General features: G+C 73.6%; 15 protein-coding genes. 4 read left to right on the top strand and 11 right to left on the bottom strand.

Annotation, left to right across the window (positions count from 1 at the left end):
• The 4 genes from B1H19_RS34995 to B1H19_RS34980 are packed head-to-tail and all read right to left on the bottom strand — an operon-like array spanning position 1 to position 4,957.
• Positions 1–627 (bottom strand): histidine phosphatase family protein, encoded by a 627-nt coding sequence (locus B1H19_RS34995; protein WP_083108893.1) that lies wholly within the window; start codon positions 625–627, stop codon positions 1–3.
• Entirely contained in the window at positions 624–2,117 is a 1,494-nt protein-coding gene (locus B1H19_RS34990; RefSeq protein WP_083108892.1) for an FGGY-family carbohydrate kinase, read from the bottom strand. Before B1H19_RS34990 ends, B1H19_RS34995 begins: the two co-directional genes overlap by 4 nt.
• Positions 2,110–3,636, bottom strand: coding sequence for an FGGY-family carbohydrate kinase (locus tag B1H19_RS34985; protein ID WP_083108891.1), 1,527 nt, complete (start codon positions 3,634–3,636; stop codon positions 2,110–2,112). Before B1H19_RS34985 ends, B1H19_RS34990 begins: the two co-directional genes overlap by 8 nt.
• 13 nt (positions 3,637–3,649) lie before the next feature.
• Positions 3,650–4,957: an MFS transporter gene (locus tag B1H19_RS34980; RefSeq protein WP_083108890.1), complete on the bottom strand. Its 1,308-nt coding sequence runs from the start codon at positions 4,955–4,957 to the stop codon at positions 3,650–3,652.
• 277 nt (positions 4,958–5,234) lie between these two features.
• On the opposite strand from B1H19_RS34980, the gene B1H19_RS34975 reads away from it, so the two are divergent.
• A complete protein-coding gene (locus B1H19_RS34975) occupies positions 5,235–6,017 on the top strand; it encodes a DeoR/GlpR family DNA-binding transcription regulator (protein WP_083108889.1) in 783 nt (260 codons plus the stop codon).
• A 65-nt stretch (positions 6,018–6,082) separates the two neighbouring features.
• Here the strand turns inward: B1H19_RS34975 and B1H19_RS34970 are convergent, their stop codons facing one another.
• Both B1H19_RS34970 and B1H19_RS34965 read right to left on the bottom strand, forming a co-directional pair.
• Positions 6,083–6,379 (bottom strand): hypothetical protein, encoded by a 297-nt coding sequence (locus tag B1H19_RS34970; RefSeq protein ID WP_083108888.1) that lies wholly within the window; start codon positions 6,377–6,379, stop codon positions 6,083–6,085.
• A gap of 133 nt (positions 6,380–6,512) precedes the next feature.
• Positions 6,513–7,739 carry a S1 family peptidase gene (locus B1H19_RS34965; protein ID WP_083108887.1) on the bottom strand — a complete coding sequence of 409 codons (1,227 nt, stop codon included), beginning with the start codon at positions 7,737–7,739 and terminating at the stop codon, positions 6,513–6,515.
• Positions 7,740–7,841: 102 nt separating this feature from the next.
• On the opposite strand from B1H19_RS34965, the gene B1H19_RS34960 reads away from it, so the two are divergent.
• Complete coding sequence (locus B1H19_RS34960) at positions 7,842–8,348, top strand: cell wall hydrolase (protein WP_083108886.1); 507 nt, start codon at positions 7,842–7,844, stop codon at positions 8,346–8,348.
• A gap of 39 nt (positions 8,349–8,387) precedes the next feature.
• On the opposite strand, the gene B1H19_RS34955 is transcribed toward B1H19_RS34960, so the two are convergent.
• On the bottom strand, positions 8,388–9,749 hold the full coding sequence (locus B1H19_RS34955; protein WP_083108885.1) for a hypothetical protein: 1,362 nt from the start codon (positions 9,747–9,749) through the stop codon (positions 8,388–8,390).
• 273 nt (positions 9,750–10,022) lie between these two features.
• Here B1H19_RS34955 and B1H19_RS34950 point away from each other — a divergent pair, with 273 nt between their 5' ends.
• Positions 10,023–10,604 carry a hypothetical protein gene (locus B1H19_RS34950; RefSeq protein ID WP_237289678.1) on the top strand — a complete coding sequence of 194 codons (582 nt, stop codon included), beginning with the start codon at positions 10,023–10,025 and terminating at the stop codon, positions 10,602–10,604.
• Between the two features lie 9 nt (positions 10,605–10,613).
• Here B1H19_RS34950 and B1H19_RS34945 read toward each other — a convergent pair whose 3' ends face one another.
• The 3 genes from B1H19_RS34945 to B1H19_RS34935 are packed head-to-tail and all read right to left on the bottom strand — an operon-like array spanning position 10,614 to position 14,031.
• Entirely contained in the window at positions 10,614–11,762 is a 1,149-nt protein-coding gene (locus B1H19_RS34945) for an acyl-CoA dehydrogenase family protein (protein ID WP_083108884.1), read from the bottom strand.
• Complete coding sequence (locus B1H19_RS34940) at positions 11,759–13,036, bottom strand: acyl-CoA dehydrogenase family protein (protein ID WP_083108883.1); 1,278 nt, start codon at positions 13,034–13,036, stop codon at positions 11,759–11,761. Before B1H19_RS34940 ends, B1H19_RS34945 begins: the two co-directional genes overlap by 4 nt.
• Positions 13,033–14,031 carry an NADPH:quinone oxidoreductase family protein gene (locus tag B1H19_RS34935; protein ID WP_083108882.1) on the bottom strand — a complete coding sequence of 333 codons (999 nt, stop codon included), beginning with the start codon at positions 14,029–14,031 and terminating at the stop codon, positions 13,033–13,035. The genes B1H19_RS34940 and B1H19_RS34935 overlap by 4 nt, the downstream gene beginning before the upstream one ends.
• A 202-nt stretch (positions 14,032–14,233) precedes the next feature.
• Here B1H19_RS34935 and B1H19_RS34930 point away from each other — a divergent pair, with 202 nt between their 5' ends.
• Entirely contained in the window at positions 14,234–15,187 is a 954-nt protein-coding gene (locus B1H19_RS34930; RefSeq protein ID WP_083108881.1) for a helix-turn-helix transcriptional regulator, read from the top strand.
• On the opposite strand, the gene B1H19_RS34925 is transcribed toward B1H19_RS34930, so the two are convergent.
• On the bottom strand, positions 15,131–16,225 hold the full coding sequence (locus B1H19_RS34925) for a glycosyl hydrolase family 18 protein (protein ID WP_083108880.1): 1,095 nt from the start codon (positions 16,223–16,225) through the stop codon (positions 15,131–15,133). The genes B1H19_RS34930 and B1H19_RS34925 overlap by 57 nt on opposite strands.
• Positions 16,226–16,351: the final 126 nt, after the last annotated feature.

Raw genomic sequence — 16,351 nt, 5'->3', positions numbered from 1 at the left:
TCAGTGGAAGGCAGGGGTCTGGGTCGGCGCGGGGGTGTTGAAGCTGAGCAGCGCGGTGTGGCCGTGGGCGAGGCGGATCTCGGTCAGGGCGCCGTTGTCCAGCCGGGGGAAGACCCGGCGGTAGTCGGCGAGCGGAATGCCGAGGAGGTGGCACAGCAGCAGCCGCAGGAGGGTGGAGTGGGCGACGACGAGGATCCGGCCGGAGGGCTCGTCGCGGGCGAGGTCGGCCAGACAGGCGGCGGCGCGTTCGGCGGCGCGGCGGGGGTGTTCGCCGCCGGGCAGATGGCAGGCGACCGGGTCGGCGAGGAAGTCCGCCAGCTCCCGCGGGAAGCGCTCGCGCATCTCGTCGCGGGTCAGGCCCTCGCCCCGGCCGAAGTCGACTTCGTAGAGCCGCTCGTCGGTCCGCGGGGCCAGACCGCAGGCGTCGGCGGCGGGGGCGGCGGTGAGCCGGGCGCGGGAGAGCGGGGAGCTCCAGACGGCGGTCAGGCCGGCGGTGGCGGCCCAGGCGGCGAGCGCGGTGGCCTGGTCGCGGCCGTGGTCGGTCAGGGGCACGTCGGTGCGGCCGGCATAGCGGTTCTCCGCATGCCAGACGGTTTCGCCGTGGCGTACGAGGATGAAGTCGGTCACGGAGCGGCCCTCCTGCGGGCATGTGCGGCCACGGCCTGGTCGAGCCAGCCGCGGCGGGTCAGTTCGTCGAGGAAGCGGAGGTAGACGGGGGTGTAGCGGGCGGTGCGGGCCGGGGACGGCTCGATCTCGGCTGCGATGCGGACCATGGCCGCGGCGGCCTCCTCCAGGCCGGCGCCGCCGGAGGTGGCGGCGAGGACGGCCATGCCGACAGCGCCCTCGGCCTGTTCGGGCAGGCGTACGCGGCGGCCGAGGACATCGGCGCGCAGACGGCACCAGTAGGGGTTGCGGGCGCCGCCGCCGGTGAGGGTGAGCGGCCCGTCGACGGGGGCGCCGAGGTGGTCGAGATAGTCGAAGCAGAGCCGTTCGAGGCAGGCGAGGCCGAGGAGGTAGGCGTGGAAGGCGGCGGGCCGGGTGGGGACGTCACCGAGGATGAACGGTTCGGCGTCGGGGGCGCGGAAGGGGAAGCGTTCCCCGCCGGTGGAGACCAGGGGGTAGGCGACGGCGTCCGCATCGAGGGCGGCGGCCTGCTCGGTGAGCACGTCGAGGTTCTCGCCGTGGAAGTACTGGGAGAGCACTCCGGCGCCGCTGCTGGAGGCCCCGCCCGGCAGCCAGCGCTCCCCCGGGCCGCGGTGGCAGTAGACGACGCCCGCCGGGTCCCGGACCAGGTACGGGCTGCTGCCCTTGAGGACGAGGGTGGTGCCCAGGACGGAGTTCCAGGCGCCGGGCGCCAGGGCCCCGGCGCCGATCTGGGCGGCGCAGCCGTCGGTCATCCCGGCGACGACGGCGGTGCCGGGCGGAATGCCGGTGGCCTCGGCGGCCTCGGCGCAGACCGTGCCCAGCACCGTTCCGGGCCGTACGACCTCGGGCAGCAGGTCCCCGGGCACTCCGAGGGCGTCCATCACCCGCTCCGGCCAGCGCTCCTCGATGAGGTGATAGCCGGTCTTGAGGGCATGGCTGGCGTCGGAGGGCACCTGATACCCGGCCAGTCTCCAGGTCACCAGGTCGACTTGGTGCAGCAGCCGGGCGCCCCGCACCGCCTTTCCCTGCTCCAGCAGCCAGCGGAGCTTGGGCAGCGCCCAGGTCGGCTGCATGCTGCGGTAGCCCAGCTCCTGCCAGACGTCCCCGCCCGCCGCGTTGACGGCCCCGGTCTGGGTGTCGGCGCGCCCGTCGTCGTACATCAGGCCGGGGGTGAGCGGGGTGCCGTGGGCGTCGGCGAGCAGGATGGTGCCGGAGGTGCCGTCGACGGCGAGGCCGCGCACGCGCCGGGTGTCGATGCCCGCGAGCGCCTCCCGGCAGGCGGCGGCGAGTGCCGACCACCACTCCTCGGGGTCCTGCTCGTGCCGTCTGCCCTCGCGGCGGCCGGTCAACGGACGGGCGGCGGAGGCGAGGACGCGGCCGGTGCCGTCGACGGCGACGCAGCGGGCGCTCTGGGTGCCGAGGTCGAGGCCGAGCCAGATGCCGTCGAGGGCGGGGGTGCGGGGGTCAGACACGAGTGCCTCCGGCGGAAGGGGTGACGCGCGGACGGGGACACCAGCGGGCGCCGCTGCGCCAGCCGGCCTCCCTGGCCAGGCCGCGCCAGGCGAGGAAGTCCTCGTAGAGCTCGCTGTAGAACGCCGCGCGCTGCGGATCGGGCTGCCAACTGCGGTTCATCCGCACGTACTTGTCGGCCGCGCGGTGCATGCTGGACTCGGCCCCGGTACGTACCAGACCCGTCAGGAACGCCCCCTTGGCGCCGAGTTCGGTGTCGCCGGAGCGGGCCGTGGGCACGCCCGTCGCGTCGGCGATCAGTGCGCACCAGGCGTCGCTGTTGGCGCCGCCCCCGCACAGCCGCAGTTCGCTGACGTCCGTCCGCGCGGCGGCCAGCGAGTCGCGCAGCACCAGCGAGAGGCCGTCGAAGACCGCGCGGGCCAGGTCGGCGGGGGTGTGTTCCAGGGACATGCCCCAGAAGGTGCCGCGGGCGCGCGGATCGAGGAACGGGGCGCGCTCACCGGCCGGCGAGAGATACGGCAGAAAGGTGAGCCCGCGGGCGCCGGGCTCCGAGGCGAACGCCAGCTGTGCCAGCTCGGGCGGGCCGGGCAGATGCAGCAGCCGCGCCGCCCAGGTGAGCACCTCGGCGCCGTTGAGCGTGGGGAAGGCGCGCAGCACCCGCTCCCGGCCGCGGTAGGCGATATGGATCCCGGACGGTTCGCCGCCGGTGTCGATTTCGGTGCGGACGATTTCGGTGCACAGGGTGGTGCCCAGGATGCTGCACGCCTGGCCGGGGTTGACCACGCCGACGCCGCGGGCGGTGGCGGCGATGTCGTAGGGGGACATCACCACCGGCAGCCCGGCGGGCAGGCCCAGTTCCCGCCCGGCCGGGCCGGTCAGCTCGGCGATCCGCTCCGATTCGCCGAGCACGGTGGGCAGCAGCCGCCGGCAGTCGCTCAGCCCGAACAGCTCCAGGATGGCGGGGTCGTACTCCCCGGTGGAGTGGTCCAGGAAGGGGGCCGAGGCATCGGATTCATCGCTGGCCCTTATGCCGGTCAGGCGCAGGAAGAGCCAGCCGGCGGCGGTCAACGAGGTGGCGGAGCGGGCGAGCCGGTCCGGGTCGTGGGCGGCGAGCCAGGCGAAGAGGGCGTTGGGCATTCCGGTGCAGGTCAGCGAGCCGTTGCGACGGAAGGCCGCCTCCAGCAGGCCGTCGCGCTGCCAGGCGGTGAGCAGCTCCCCGGCGCGCCCGTCGGACCACAGGATGGCGGGTCCGGTGGGGCGGCCGCGGTCGTCGACGAGCCAGGCGCCGTCGCCCTGGGCGGTGAAGGACACCAGCCAGACCGGATCGGCCAGCCCGTCGAGGACCTCGCGGACGGTATGGACGACGGCACGCCAGACGGCCTCCATGTCCTGTTCGGCCCAGCCGGGGTGCGGGCGCAGGACCTCGGTGGCCTGGCGGGCGACGGCGATCTCGGTGCCCTGGTCGTCGAAGACGACGGACTTGATCACCGTGGTGCCGACGTCGATGGTCAGTACGGACATCAGTGGGGTCCTCTCACGCCGGAGCCGAGGCGGCGGCTTCGGCAGCGGTCTGCGGTGCACCGGCCGCGGCGGGCGACTCGTCCGGCAGCTTCAGGAAGAGCGCGAGCACGGTGCTCACCGCATACATCCCCGCGAAGATCCACACCACCCCGGCGACGCCGAGCGGTCCCACGAAGGCCGCGACCACGGCGGGGCCGACGAAGGTGCTGGCGCCCGCGCCGAGGTTGAGCGCGGCCAGGGCCTGGCCCTTGTGGCGCGGTTCCATACTGGGCACCAGCGCCGACAGCGGTACGTATCCCGCCAGCGTAGCCCCGTAGAAGGCGGCCACCAGCAGGGCGAGCGGGAAGTCGGCGCCCGCGGCGTCGGGGACGTAGAAGAGCAGCAGGGTGCTCAGGGTGCAGCCGGCGCCGCCGAACCAGGCGATGGTGCGGCGCCATCCGAGCCGGTCGCCGATCACGCCGAACAGCAGGTTGGCGAAGATGTTGGTCGCGAACATCGCGCTGAGCAGATGCAGCCATTGGGTCAGGCTGAAGCCGACGGTCTTGGTGAAGTGGATCGGCATGATCACGAAGAAGCCGAACTGCGAGGCGGTGTTGATGACCCGCACCACCGAGCCCATGCCGACGCGGGGGTTGCGCCACAGGATGGTGATGCTGCCGACGAGCGTGGCCAGCGGGCCCTCTCCCGTACCGCGCGGCCGCTTGGCGCCCCGGGTGTCGCGGACCAGCAGCAGGGCGAGCAGTCCGCCCGCGGCGACGAGGGCGAGGGCGGCCCACAGGGTGGCGTAGGCGCCGATGTGCGGGATGAGTCCGCTGGCGACGAGCGAGCCGAGCGTGGGCAGCCCGCCGGTGAAGGCGAACCAGAACCAGCCCATGGCGGTGCCCAGCCGGGCGCGGGGAGCCACCGCGGCGATCCAGACCAGGAAGCCGTACGCGAAGAGGGGGTAGCCCAGGCCGCGCAGCCCGTAGCCGAGCATCATCAGCGGATAGCTGCCCAGGGGGAGGGCGGCGGCCAGGAAGAGCAGCTGGAAGACGGTCCAGATGGCCAGGCCGGTCCACATGACGCGGCGCGGGCCCCACAGGTCGGAGAGGACCCCGGAGAGCCAGGCGGCGATGCCGGCGGCGATGCCGTAGACCGTGAAGAGCAGCGCGACGCGGGATTCGGAGAAGCCCCGGTCGATCAGGTACGGCGAGAGATAGCCCGACTCGACCCCGTCTCCGATCATGAAGAGGAGGAGCCCGAGGTACCCCCAGACCAGGGTCGGCGGAATGCCCAGGCGAGCGAGCGGCGAACGCGGCGAGGCGGGAGGAGAGTTCGTCATCGAATCTCCCTTTCTGCGGCGGCGGGGCAGGAAGGTGGGGGGTGGGGCAGAAAGAAAGGGGGGTGGCGGGGAGGAACGGAGTGATGGAACCGCCGCGCGGAACGGGGGGTCAATGGCCGCCGGAATCTTCGCATCGGCGCCGCGACCAGCCATGATGTGTCGCACCGGAACCGCATGTGGACAGGGCCGCGGTCCGGCGCGCAGTGTTAAATCCGTGCGAACATAACGCGGCGAATTCACGTGGTGGATCGCCCGGCGAGGGCGGAGGGAGGACGCGGTGGACCGGGTCGAGGCCCAGGAGGAGCGGCGGCGGCGGATGCGCGAGCGCGTCATCGCCGGCGGATTCGTCCGCACCTCGGATCTGGCCGACGAGTTCGGAGTCAGCCTGATGACCGCGCACCGCGATCTGGACGCGCTCCAGGCGCAGGGCTGGCTGCGCAAGGTGCGCGGCGGGGCGACCGGGCTGCCGTCGGCGCAGTTCCACGGCAGTGTCGCCGAGCGGATGGCGACCATGGCGGCGACCAAACAGCAGCTGGCACGGGCCGCGGCGACGCTGCTGGTCCCCGGTCAGACCGTGCTGCTGGACGACAGCACCACCTGTCTGCTCCTGGCCCACCAGGCCGCGGAGCACGCCCCGCTGACCGTGATCACCAACTCGCTCCCGGCGATCACCACGCTCGCCAAGGAGCCGGGCATCGCGCTGATCACGCTGGGCGGTGCCTACTTCCCGGCGTACGACGCCTTCATGGGGCTGCACACCGCGGACGCCGTACGGGCCTTTCGGGCCGATGTCCTGTTCCTGTCCACCACGGCCGTCACCAACGGCCGCTGCTACCACACCTCGCCGGAAACGGTGCAGGTCAAGCGGGCGATGATGGAAAGCGCGGCCCGCCGGGTACTGGTCGCCGACCACACCAAGTTCACCAAGGACGGGCTGTACGCGCTCGCCCCGCTGACCGATTTCGAGCTGCTGATCGTCGACGACGGTCTGCCCGCCGAGCAGCTACGGGCGATACGGGCGGCCGGCACCGAGGTCATGGTGGTGCCACAGCGGGGGTGAGGGCGCGGCAAGGGGCGGGCACACCGGCCCGCCCCACCGCTTTCCGGCCCCTATGGGGGCGCGCGTCACATGCCGCCGGAGCCCATCCCGTCGGAACCACCACCGTTCGCGCCGTGGCTGCCGGAGTTGCCGGAGTCGCCGGAGCTCTGCGGCTCCTTGCCGACGTTGCTGTCCGCCGTCTGCGAGATCGTCCCCGAACCGCCCATCATGGAATCGGAGCCCGACCCACCCGGCTGGTCCGACGGACCCTGTCCGAGGAGCGAACCGAGGCCGTGGGGAATGGAGTTGTCGGCGGCGGCGATGCCGGCGCTGCCGAAGAGGGCGGCGGCGGCCAGGGTCGCAGCGATAAGGGCGGTGCGCATACGCATGTTCTCTCCTGAAGTGCCGAGACGGTGGTCAGCCTCTGTACTTCCCGGCGCCGTCCCCCCGATACGGGGCACCGGCGAAAGATCACTGCACTGGCTGTCTGCGCACCTCCACTGTGGTGACGGATCGTCAGGAACCGTTCCGCTTCAGCTTCAGGTTCCATTTGGCCAGCGCTTCGTCGACCGGCTGGAAGATGGTGATGGTGTCGCCGCCGTCGTTGCAGGTCGCGGTGCCGCCACCGGAGTGCAGCCCCACGGCCTTCGGGGAGCCGGGCTGGGTGACGTAGGAGCCGCCCGAATCGCCGGGCGCCGAGCAGGCGTTGGTGAAGGACAGACCGTCGACGATGGCGGTGCCGTAGTCCACGGTTTGCTCACTGCGGGTGATCTCCCCGCAGTGCCAGCCGGTGGCCTCGCCCGAGTGGCACACGGACATCCCCGTGACGCCCTCCTGGGATCCGGTGACGGCGACCGGCTGGCCGCCCTGTCCGGCCACGTTCGGCGACAGGCGCCAGCCGTCTCCGTCGACGGTGACCAGCCCGAAGTCGCCCTCGCGCCCGATCACGCTGTGCCCGCCGCCTTTGTTGGAGGTGCCCATGCGGGTGCCGTCCTTGCCGAACGCGTCCTGATCGACGTTGTGCGTGCAGTGACCCGCCGTCAAAAATCCCTGAAAACCCCCGGGTCCGGTGACCGAGAAACCGATGGAGCAGATGCCCTCCTTGCCGGGCATCCAGCGTTCGCCGCCGATGACGGTGCCGCCCTGCTGGCGCGGCACCTGGTCGCTGCGCTCGACGGTGACGGGGATGCGCGAGGGGGCGGCCATGGAGCGTACGGCGTTCTCGAAGGCGTCGGTCGCCCGTCCGGCGGAGCGGCGGTCGACCCGGACCACGACCCCGTTGGCGCGCTCGTCCACTCCCCAGCCGGTGACGCCGGGTACGCCCTTGCCGGCCCGGGTGCTGATCTGGCGGGTCAGTTCGGTGAGCGCGGCGCGGCTGTGGGTGACGGTCTTGGGCAGCGCACCGGCGGCCCGTACCCGCTCGGCGTCGCTGCCGACGGTGACCGCGACGACCAGCTTCCCGACGGTCTTGTCGAACCACATACCGGCCGGTGGTGCGGAGAGCACCCGGCGCACCGCGGCGGCCGCCCGCTGCGCCTCGGCCTCCTGGGCGAGCCGGGTGCGGGCCTGGTCGGGCGTCAGTCCCAGGTCGCGGCGCATCGCGTCGAGCATGCCGCGGGGCGAGGGCTGGGGCGTGGGGTCGGGCCGCGGCGCGGCGTGCGCCGGGCTGAACGGGCCGGTGGCGGCCAGGACGGCGGCCATCGTGGCGCCCCAGAGAGCGGCCTTGCGGAAGCGGCAGTGCATCGGGGATCTCCTCGCGGGTCGAATACGCGTCGAAGCCGTTCCGCCGAGCCTCGTTGACCGCGCGACGTGCGGCATCGCGGAGATCGCCTGCATCATGGTCCGATGAGCGCACCGTCAGAACGTCAAATCCCCGTTCCCTGCGGGCCGCAGGCGCTGGCCGGGCTGCCGGAGGCGCTGCGCAACGTCAGCTACTCGGCCGCCCGCCATCCGGGAGCCGGGACACCTGAATGCACGTCATCCGCCGGGGATGCGGCCGGCGCCCTCGCCGGGGGCGCGAACTGCCAGCGTTACGCCTATGCCGTCCTGGGGCATTTCGGTCTGGTGGTGCCGCCGCTGCGGTCGGCGGAGCTGTGGGCGGACGAGCGGGCGACGGTACGCGCCGGGCAGCCTCGGCCGCTGGACCTGGTGTTGTTCGACGGCGGGCCGGTGGCGGGCCGTCCCACCGGGTACGGCGCCCATGTGGGGGTCCATCTGGCGCCCGGTCAGGTGCTGCATCTGTGCAGGGAGGTCGGGCGGCCCGCCGTGTGGGCCTACGCGGACTTCGCGGCGCGGCCGCGTTATGCGCGCTTCCTGGGTGCCAAGCGGGCGGTCGGGGCCGCCCGGGGGTGAGTCCCGCCGCAGGGCTCGGAAGCCGGTGCGCCCCGCCGCTCAGAAGCCGCCGTCGAAGCCCCCGCCACCACCGCCGTCGAAGCCGCCGCCGTCGCCGAAGCCGCCGCCGAAGTCGTCCGGGTTGAAGTCGGATCCGGTGTAGTCGCCGCCCTCGGCTCCGGTCGGGCCGCCGAGGTCGGCGCCGTACGCGGGGGACGACATCATCAGGTTGCCGAGCATGGTGCCCACCAGAAGGCCGGGCAGCAGGCCGCCGCCGAAATAGCCGCCGGCCCAGGGCGCGTAGGCCGGGCCCGCGTCCCAGTAGGGGCGGTCGCCGCTCTCGGTGCGCACGGTACGGGCCAGCGGCTCGCGGCCGTCGTCCAGGCGGCTCTTGTCCGCGGCGCAGACCGGTACGGTGCGCTCGGCGCCGCCGGACGGCGCCCATGCGACGTCGACGACGGACGGGCCGTGCCGGGGGTCGAAGAAGCAGGGCAGCCGGCGCTCGGGCAGCGGTCGGCCCTCGCGCCGGGCGGCAAGGGTGGCGAGCGAGAACCGGCCGTCCTCCAGGGCCTGGGTCACGGCCTGGACGTCGCCGGGCCGTTCGGCCCGGGTCATCGCCGACTTGGCGTTCTCGTAGGCGTCCAGGGCGTGGCTGTAGTCGGCGCGCATCGCGTCGTCGGCGCCGGACTCGCCGGGGTTGAAGTCGAGCCGGTCCAGCTCTTCGCCGAAGGCGGTGATGTCCTCGTCGACGACGACCCGCAGGTCTTCGAGGGCGGCGCGCTCCTCCTCGGCGCGCCGGCGGCGCTGGCGGCGGGCGAGGGCGTACGTGCCACCGCCGCCGATGACGACGAGCGCGCCGAGGCCGACGAGGGTGCCGGTGTCGATGCCGGAGTTGCCGCCGCCGCCCCAGGAGGACGGGGCGTGGCCCATGGCCTGCTGGGCGGCGACGTCGACGAAGCTGTTCAGGCGCTGGGAGACCGTGGGGTAGTCGGAGCGCTGGACCGAGCCGACCAGGTTCTTCACCGCGCCGTGCGGCATCACCCGGGGGTCGGCGCCGGCGTTGAAGCCGTTGCCCAGCTCCACGGCGTAGACGCCGCTGATGCCGACCTTGGTGCGCAGGTCCTGGAGCAGCGTCTTGGGCGGGTATTCGGCGGCGCGGGGCAGCACCGCCACGAAGATCGGCTTGCCGGAGTTCTTGATCTTCTTGGCCAGTGCGTCCGCGTCAGCCTTGGGGAACTGGTCGGAGGCGCGGGGATCGACGTAGACGGGCCCCTGTTTGAGGGCCGCCGCGGCCGTGTCGAGGCCGCCGACGGCGCTGGCCCCGGGGGCCAGCGCGGTGATCACGGCCAGTAGCGCTGCCACCAGCAGGAGCACCGGGGCGAACGGTGCGCGTCGGATTGCGGTCCTCGTACCGGTCTTCATGCCTACGACGCTACCTGAACGGCACTTTTCAGACAGCGCCGGTGGCGGGGGCCGGTACGGCGCGGTGCGGTCGGACCGCGGGAGGACCGTTGGAGTGACCGGAAAACGACGGGCCGAGGGGGCAGTATCGCGACGCCGGTGCGGTCTGTCGCGCCGGGCATGGCCATCCAGGTGGTCGCTCAGCGTGGCGTTTTTGATGATGAAATGACCGGGGATGTTCCGGTTCGCCCCTCCCCCCGGGGAATTCCCGCCCGCTGAGGAAACGAGATCTGGATGCGCAGGGCGACCTCGATGTTCAAGTCCATGGCCGCCGCGGTCGTCGCCACCGTCGCGGGCTGCCTGCTGGTGCTGGTGCTGCTCCCGTCGAACGCCACCCCCTGGCCGTCGGGCAAGGCCGATGTCCCGCCGCCCGGCGCCGGGCCCGCCCGCGCGGACGTCATGGGCCGCGGCGTCCCGGCCGGCCCCGAGGCGAGCGGCCACGACGCCGCCGCCGGGCGTCCCGCGCACACCCGGCGCACCCAGCCCGAAGAGGAGCCCCCGTCCGACCCGCCACTTCGCGGCTGGCGGATCGCGGTGAACGGGCCGGCGCCCGGCCTCACCTTCCGGGGCAACGGCGGTTTCAGCGTCTCCTGGACGAACAACACCGGCCGCGAGGTGGACGTCTGGCTGACGGTGCGCCACGGCAACCGGATGCAGCGGATGGCGCTCGTCGCGCCCCGGGCCGGTGCCGGGCCCACCGGCGAGGCGCTGGTGTCACTGCCTCCGGTGGCGCCCGGCCACGCCTATGCGCTGGAGGTGACCACCGACGACGACATCGCCCATGCCTACAGCACGGCCTTCTCCGTCATCGCCTGACCAGCGCGGTCACGGTGCGCCGAGCCCGGCCAGTTCCGCCAGCGCGGCGCGGTGCCGCCCCGGCGCGCCCAGCGCGAGCTGATCGGCCTTGGCGCGCTTGAGGAAGAGATGCGCCGGGTGCTCCCAGGTCATCCCGATGCCGCCGTGCAGCTGGATGCACTCCTCGGCGGCGCGAACCGCCACCGGTGCGCAGTACGCCTGGGCGACGGCCACCGCCAGCGGGGCGTCGGGGCTGCCGCTGGCCAGTGCATCGGCGGCGTTGCGGGCGGCGGCGCGGGCCGAGGCGACCTCCAGCCAGAGGGCCGCCATCCGGTGCTTGAGGGCCTGGAACGAGCCGACCGGGCGGCCGAACTGCGTGCGCTGCGTGGTGTGGCGCACGGTTTCGGCCAGGCACCATTCGGCGATGCCGAGCTGCTCCGAGGCCAGCAGTCCGGCCCCGGTGAGCAGCGCCCGCTCCACGGCTTCGCGGGCGCGGTCCCCGGTGGCCAGGACGCTGCCCCGTGCACCGTCGAGGGCGAGATGGGCGAGCGGCCGGGTGAGGTCGAGCGGGGTGACGGCCTCGGTGCGGACGCCGTCGGCCGGCGCCTCGACCGCGTAGACGGCCGGGCCGTGCGGCCCCTGCGCCCACACCAGCAGCAGCTCCGCGGCCGCGGCATCGGCGACCGAGGTCACCCGGCCGGTCAGCGCGCCGTCCGCATCGGCCCGTACGGCCGGCTCCCCCGCCCCACCGGGCGCGGTCGTCAGCGGCAGGGCGAGCACCCCGAGAGTGCGGCCGTCGGCGAGCGCGGCGAGCGGCCCGGCGACATCCGCCCGGTCCACATCGCAGCCCAGCAGCGCGGTGACCGCGATGACGGCGCTGGTCAGATAGGGCGCGGGGGCGACGGAGCGGCCCAGCTCCTCCAGCACCACGGCGGCCTCCCGGGCGCTCGCGCCCGCGCCGCCGAGCTTCTCGGGGACCAGCAGTCCGGCGGTGCCGATCCCGGTGGCGAGCGCACACCACAGGTCACGGTCATAGGGGAGCGCAGACTCCAGGCCGGCCAGCACGGTGGCCGGATCGCTGCGGTCGGCGAGCAGGGCGCGGACGGCGTCGCGCAGCGCCTCCTCGTCGGCGGAGTAGAGCAGATCGGGCTCGGTGGCGGGGGGCACGGGGGCGGTCATCGGGGGAGGTCCTTCCACGCGACGTCCTTGTCGGTGCGCGGCTCGGGTGGCAGCCCCAGCACGCGTTCGGCGACGATGTTGAGCAGCACTTCGGAGGTGCCTCCTTCGATGGAGTTCCCCTTGGCGCGCAGATAGCGGTAGCCGGCCTGGCGTCCGGTGAAGTCGACGCCGTCGGGGCGGCGCAGCGTCCAGTCGTCGTAGGTCAGTCCGTCCTCGGCGAGGAACTCCACCTCCCAGCCGCTGATCTCCTGGGCGAGGCGGGCGAAGGCCAGTTTCATCCCGCTGCCTTCCGGGCCGGGCTGGCCCATGGGGGCACCTCCCGCTCGAACGGAGTTGAGAGTGGGGGACAGCTGCTGGCGCAGCCGCTCGCCGGTCAGCCGGGCGACCTCGGCGTCCACCCAGAGGTTCAGCAGCCGCTGGTGGAGGTCGTGGGTGCGCAGTTCGGGGCGCTCGCGCCAGGCGGTGGCGGCGACGCCGATCATGCCGCCCTCGCGGGGGATGCGGGTGCCGCCGATCGCGACCCGCTCGTTCATCAGCGTGGTCTGGGCGACCTTCCAGCCCTCGCCGACCTCGCCGAGGCGATGGGCGTCGGGGATGCGCACCCCGGTCAGGAACACCTCGTTGAACTCTGCCTCGCCGGTGATCTGCCGCAGCGGCCGCACCTCGACGCCGGGGTCGGTCATATCGCAGATGAAGTAGGTCATCCCGCGGTGTTTGGGCACGTCGGGATCGGTGCGGGCGATCAGGATCGCCCAGCGGGCCAGATGCGCGCTCGACGTCCAGACCTTCTGGCCGTCGACCACCCAGTCTTCCCCGCCCTCCTCCCGCACGGCACGGGTCGCCAGCGCCGCCAGGTCGGAGCCCGCACCGGGCTCGCTGAACAGCTGGCACCACACCTCCTCCCCCGTCCACAGGGGCCGCAGGAAGCGCTTCTTCTGCTCGTCGGTGCCGAATCGGAGGATGGTGGGCGCGGCCATGCCGAGGCCGATGCCGATGCGGCCGGGGTCGTTGCCGGGGGCGCCGGCGTCCTCCAGTTCGGCGTCCACCACGGCCTGGAGGGCGCGCGGCGCACCCAGCCCGCCGAGCCCTTCGGGGAAGTGGACCCAGGCGAGCCCGGCGTCGAAGCGGGCGCGCAGGAAGTCCAGCCGCTCGGTCGCAGACCAGAGGGGCGGGCCCGCAGGGCCCTCGTTCTGGGGCGGCGGTGGGAGACGGGTGGGCGGGTGCGCGGCAAGCAGGTCGGCGGTGCGGCGGCGCAGTTCGGCGGCGTCGGTCATCGTGTCTCCTCCAGTTCGGGCAGGACGACCAGGCGGCCGGTGGAGGTGCCGTCGGCGACCCGCTGGACGGCCTCGGCGGCGCCCGCCAGCGGGATGCGCCCGCCGATCAGCGGCCGGACGACGCCCTGCGCGGCGAGCTTGGTGAGCTCCTCGTGGCAGGCGTCGACCGCGGCCGGGTCCTTGGTGTTGTACAGGCCCCAGTGCAGGCCCAGCACCGAGTAGTTCTTCACCAGCGCGTGGTTGAGGGCGGGGCTGGGAATGGCGCCGCTGGCGAAGCCGACGACGACGATCCGGCCCTCGAAGGCGATGCACTTGACGGACTTGGCGTAGGCGTCGCCGCCCACCGGGTCGTAGACGACATCGGCGCCGCGCCCGCCGGTGGCGTTCTTGACCTCGGCGACGAGGTCGTCAGTGCGCCGGTCGAGGACGAGGTCGCAACCCAGCTCGCGGGCGATCCGGGCCTTGTCCGCACCGCCGACGACGCCGATGACCCGCGCCCCGGCGGCCTTGCCCAGCTGGACGGCGGCGCTGCCGACGCCGCCGGCCGCGGCGTGCACCAGCAGGGTCTCCCCCGCCTGGAGCCGCGCCCGCCGGTGCAGTCCGAACCAGCCGGTCTGGTAGCCGATGTGCAGCGCGGCGGCCTCCGCATCGTCCAGGGCCTCCGGGGCGGGCCGTACGGACCGGGCATCGGCCACCGCGTACTCGGCGAACCCCCCGTCGGGCAGCGGCGGTTGGGCCAGCACCCGCTGCCCCACCGCACCGTCCGCGCCCTCCCCCACGGCCAGCACCTCGCCGCAGATCTCCACGCCCGGGGTGAACGGGAGCGGCGGCCGTACCTGGTAGTGGCCGCGGCACAGCAGCGCGTCCGGGAAGTTGACGTTGGCGGCCCGGACGCGCAGCAGCAGCTGCCCGGGACCGGGCTCGGGGTCCGGCACCTCTTCCAGCCGCATCACCTCTCGCGGCTCGCCGTTCGCGGATACGCGCCATGCCTTCACCAGGTGCCTCCACTGACCTCGGATATGCGGGAGCGCGACGGCCAGACCGGACCGTCGGGCCCCGTCGCCTCACCGTCGGGCGACATACTAAGCGGTCGGTATCCCGGAGGGAACAGTGTCCGGCGTTCCGCGAGCCGGGCGGCGCGGATCCTGGTACCCACAGGGTCAGGCTCCGCGCCGCCGGATCACCGAGACTGACCCCATGGACTCACCGGGCACGAACGCACCCCCTACGGACACCCCTGGCACCGCCCCCGGCCTGCCCGCCCCGGGCATCGGCACACCCGCCGAGCTGGGCGACTTCCTGCGCACCCGCCGTGCCCGTCTGCAACCGGAGGACGTCGGACTGGTCTCCTACGGGGTGCGCCGCCGCGTCCCCGGGCTGCGCCGCGAGGAGCTGGCCCAGCTCGCCGGGGTCAGCGCCGCGTACTACACCCGCCTCGAACAGGGGCAGAGCCACAACGCCTCGGAAGGGGTGCTGGAGGCCCTGGCCCGCGCGCTGCGGCTGACCGCCGACGAGCGGGCGTATCTGCTGGCGCTGGCCCGGCCCGGGCAGCGGCGCCGCCGCCCCGCCGTCCGGCACGAGAAGGCCCGCCCCGGAGTGCTTCAGCTGCTGCGCGCCCTGGACGGCGTCCCGGCCCTGGCGCTCGGCCCGCGATTCGAGGTGCTGGCCTGGAACCGCCTCGGGCACGCCCTGATCGCCGGCCACCTGGACCCCGCCAGCCCCGACCGCCCCCTGGACCGCCCCAACACCCAGCGCCTGCTCTTCCTCGACCCGCACACCCGTGAGCTCTTCCCCGACCGCGACACGGAGATCCGGCGCGCCGTCTCCGCGCTGCGGGTCGCCGCGGGTGAGCGCCCCGACGACCCGCAACTGGCCACGCTGATCGGCGAGTTGACGATGAAGAGCGAGGAGTTCGCCGCCCTGTGGTCCTGGCACGGCGTACGCAACTGCGCCTTCGGCACCAAGCGCTTCCACCATCCGCTGGTGGGCGAGCTGGAGCTGGAGTTCGAGATGATGCAGACCCCGGACGGGTCCGGGCAGCGCGTGCAGATGTTCACCGCGGCGGACGGTTCGCCCTCCGAGGCGGCCCTGCGGCTACTGGCCGCGGAACACGGACCACACCTCCGGGTCCTCGAAACCGAGCGCCCATAGGCCGGTGCCCCGTACCCCGTACTTCTTCAGCAGCGGCAGCTGCTCGGCGACGCCGTGGGCGTCCTGGTACCAGACGTCGTGCTCGGTGCCGTCCTTGCGGTAGGTGAAGTGCGGGGTACCGGACGCGTCGTCGAAGTGGTAGCCGGAGCCGGTCCGCCGGCGCAGCGCCTCGGCCTCCTTCCAGGTCAGATGGCCGGCCCGGTTCGTACTGCCCTTGGTCCAGTCCCAGCCGTAGCCGGGGAAGCCGACCTCGATCTTGTTCCGCGGGATGGTCGCGGTGGCGTGGCGCAGGAACTGCTCGTACCAGTCCTTGGACGACAGCGGGCCCGCCGCGCCGCCGGCCCAGTGCAGGTCGTAACCCATGATCCGGACGGTGTCGGCGACCTTGCCCAGCTGCCGGTAGTCGTACGCCTCGCCGGAGCCGCCGGTCTGCGCCAGGACGGTGACCACGCATTCCTTGCCCCGGGCGTGCAGCCGGGCGCACAGATCGCGGGTGAGGAGGTTGAAGCCGGTGCGGACGCGTGCGCGGGCGGCCGGGTCGTTGGTGAGGGTCATGGACTCGTAGTCCAGTTCCATGCCGTCGTACGCGCGGCTGCCCGCCGTCTCCAGCAGGGCGTCGATATGCGCGGCCCGGCGCCGGGGATCGTGTATCACCCCGGCCATCTCGGCGGGTCCGGGCTTCTCGGTCACGGTGGGCACGACGCGGATGCCGGCGCGGTGCAGCCCGTCGATGACCCCCTCGTCCCCCGCGCCGTCCTGCCCCTTGACGGTGTCGGCCGTGGCCTCGTACCAGAACGGGCTGACGGTGCGCAGCTGGTCGGCGTGTTCCAGCGCGTCCTGGTAGGCGGCCTCGGTGTCGCCCCAGTAGGGCAGCCAGGCGGAGCCGGTGCGCCGGTCGGCGGCGGCCAGCGCGACGCCGGCCTCGGTCCCCGGTGACGCCTCGGCCGCGGCCGCCGGGGCGAGCGGTCCGGCGAGCGCCACCGCGGCCAGCAGGAGCGCGAACCCGGGGCGCGCCCGGGTAGCGGATACATGGTCCATGCCCGCAGCTTCACCCGGTGCCGCGACGGGCGCCCGCCCACAAGCGCCGAACGGAGGGCCGGGGGCGGTGCGCACCTGCCGTACGGGTGACCGTTCCTGACGGTGCATGAGACGGGCGGGCAGGAG

The organism is Streptomyces gilvosporeus, assembly GCF_002082195.1.
GTDB lineage: Bacteria > Actinomycetota > Actinomycetes > Streptomycetales > Streptomycetaceae > Streptomyces > Streptomyces gilvosporeus.
Note: the sequence above shows the minus strand (reverse complement) of the source record. Positions and strands in the feature narration are given on the sequence as shown.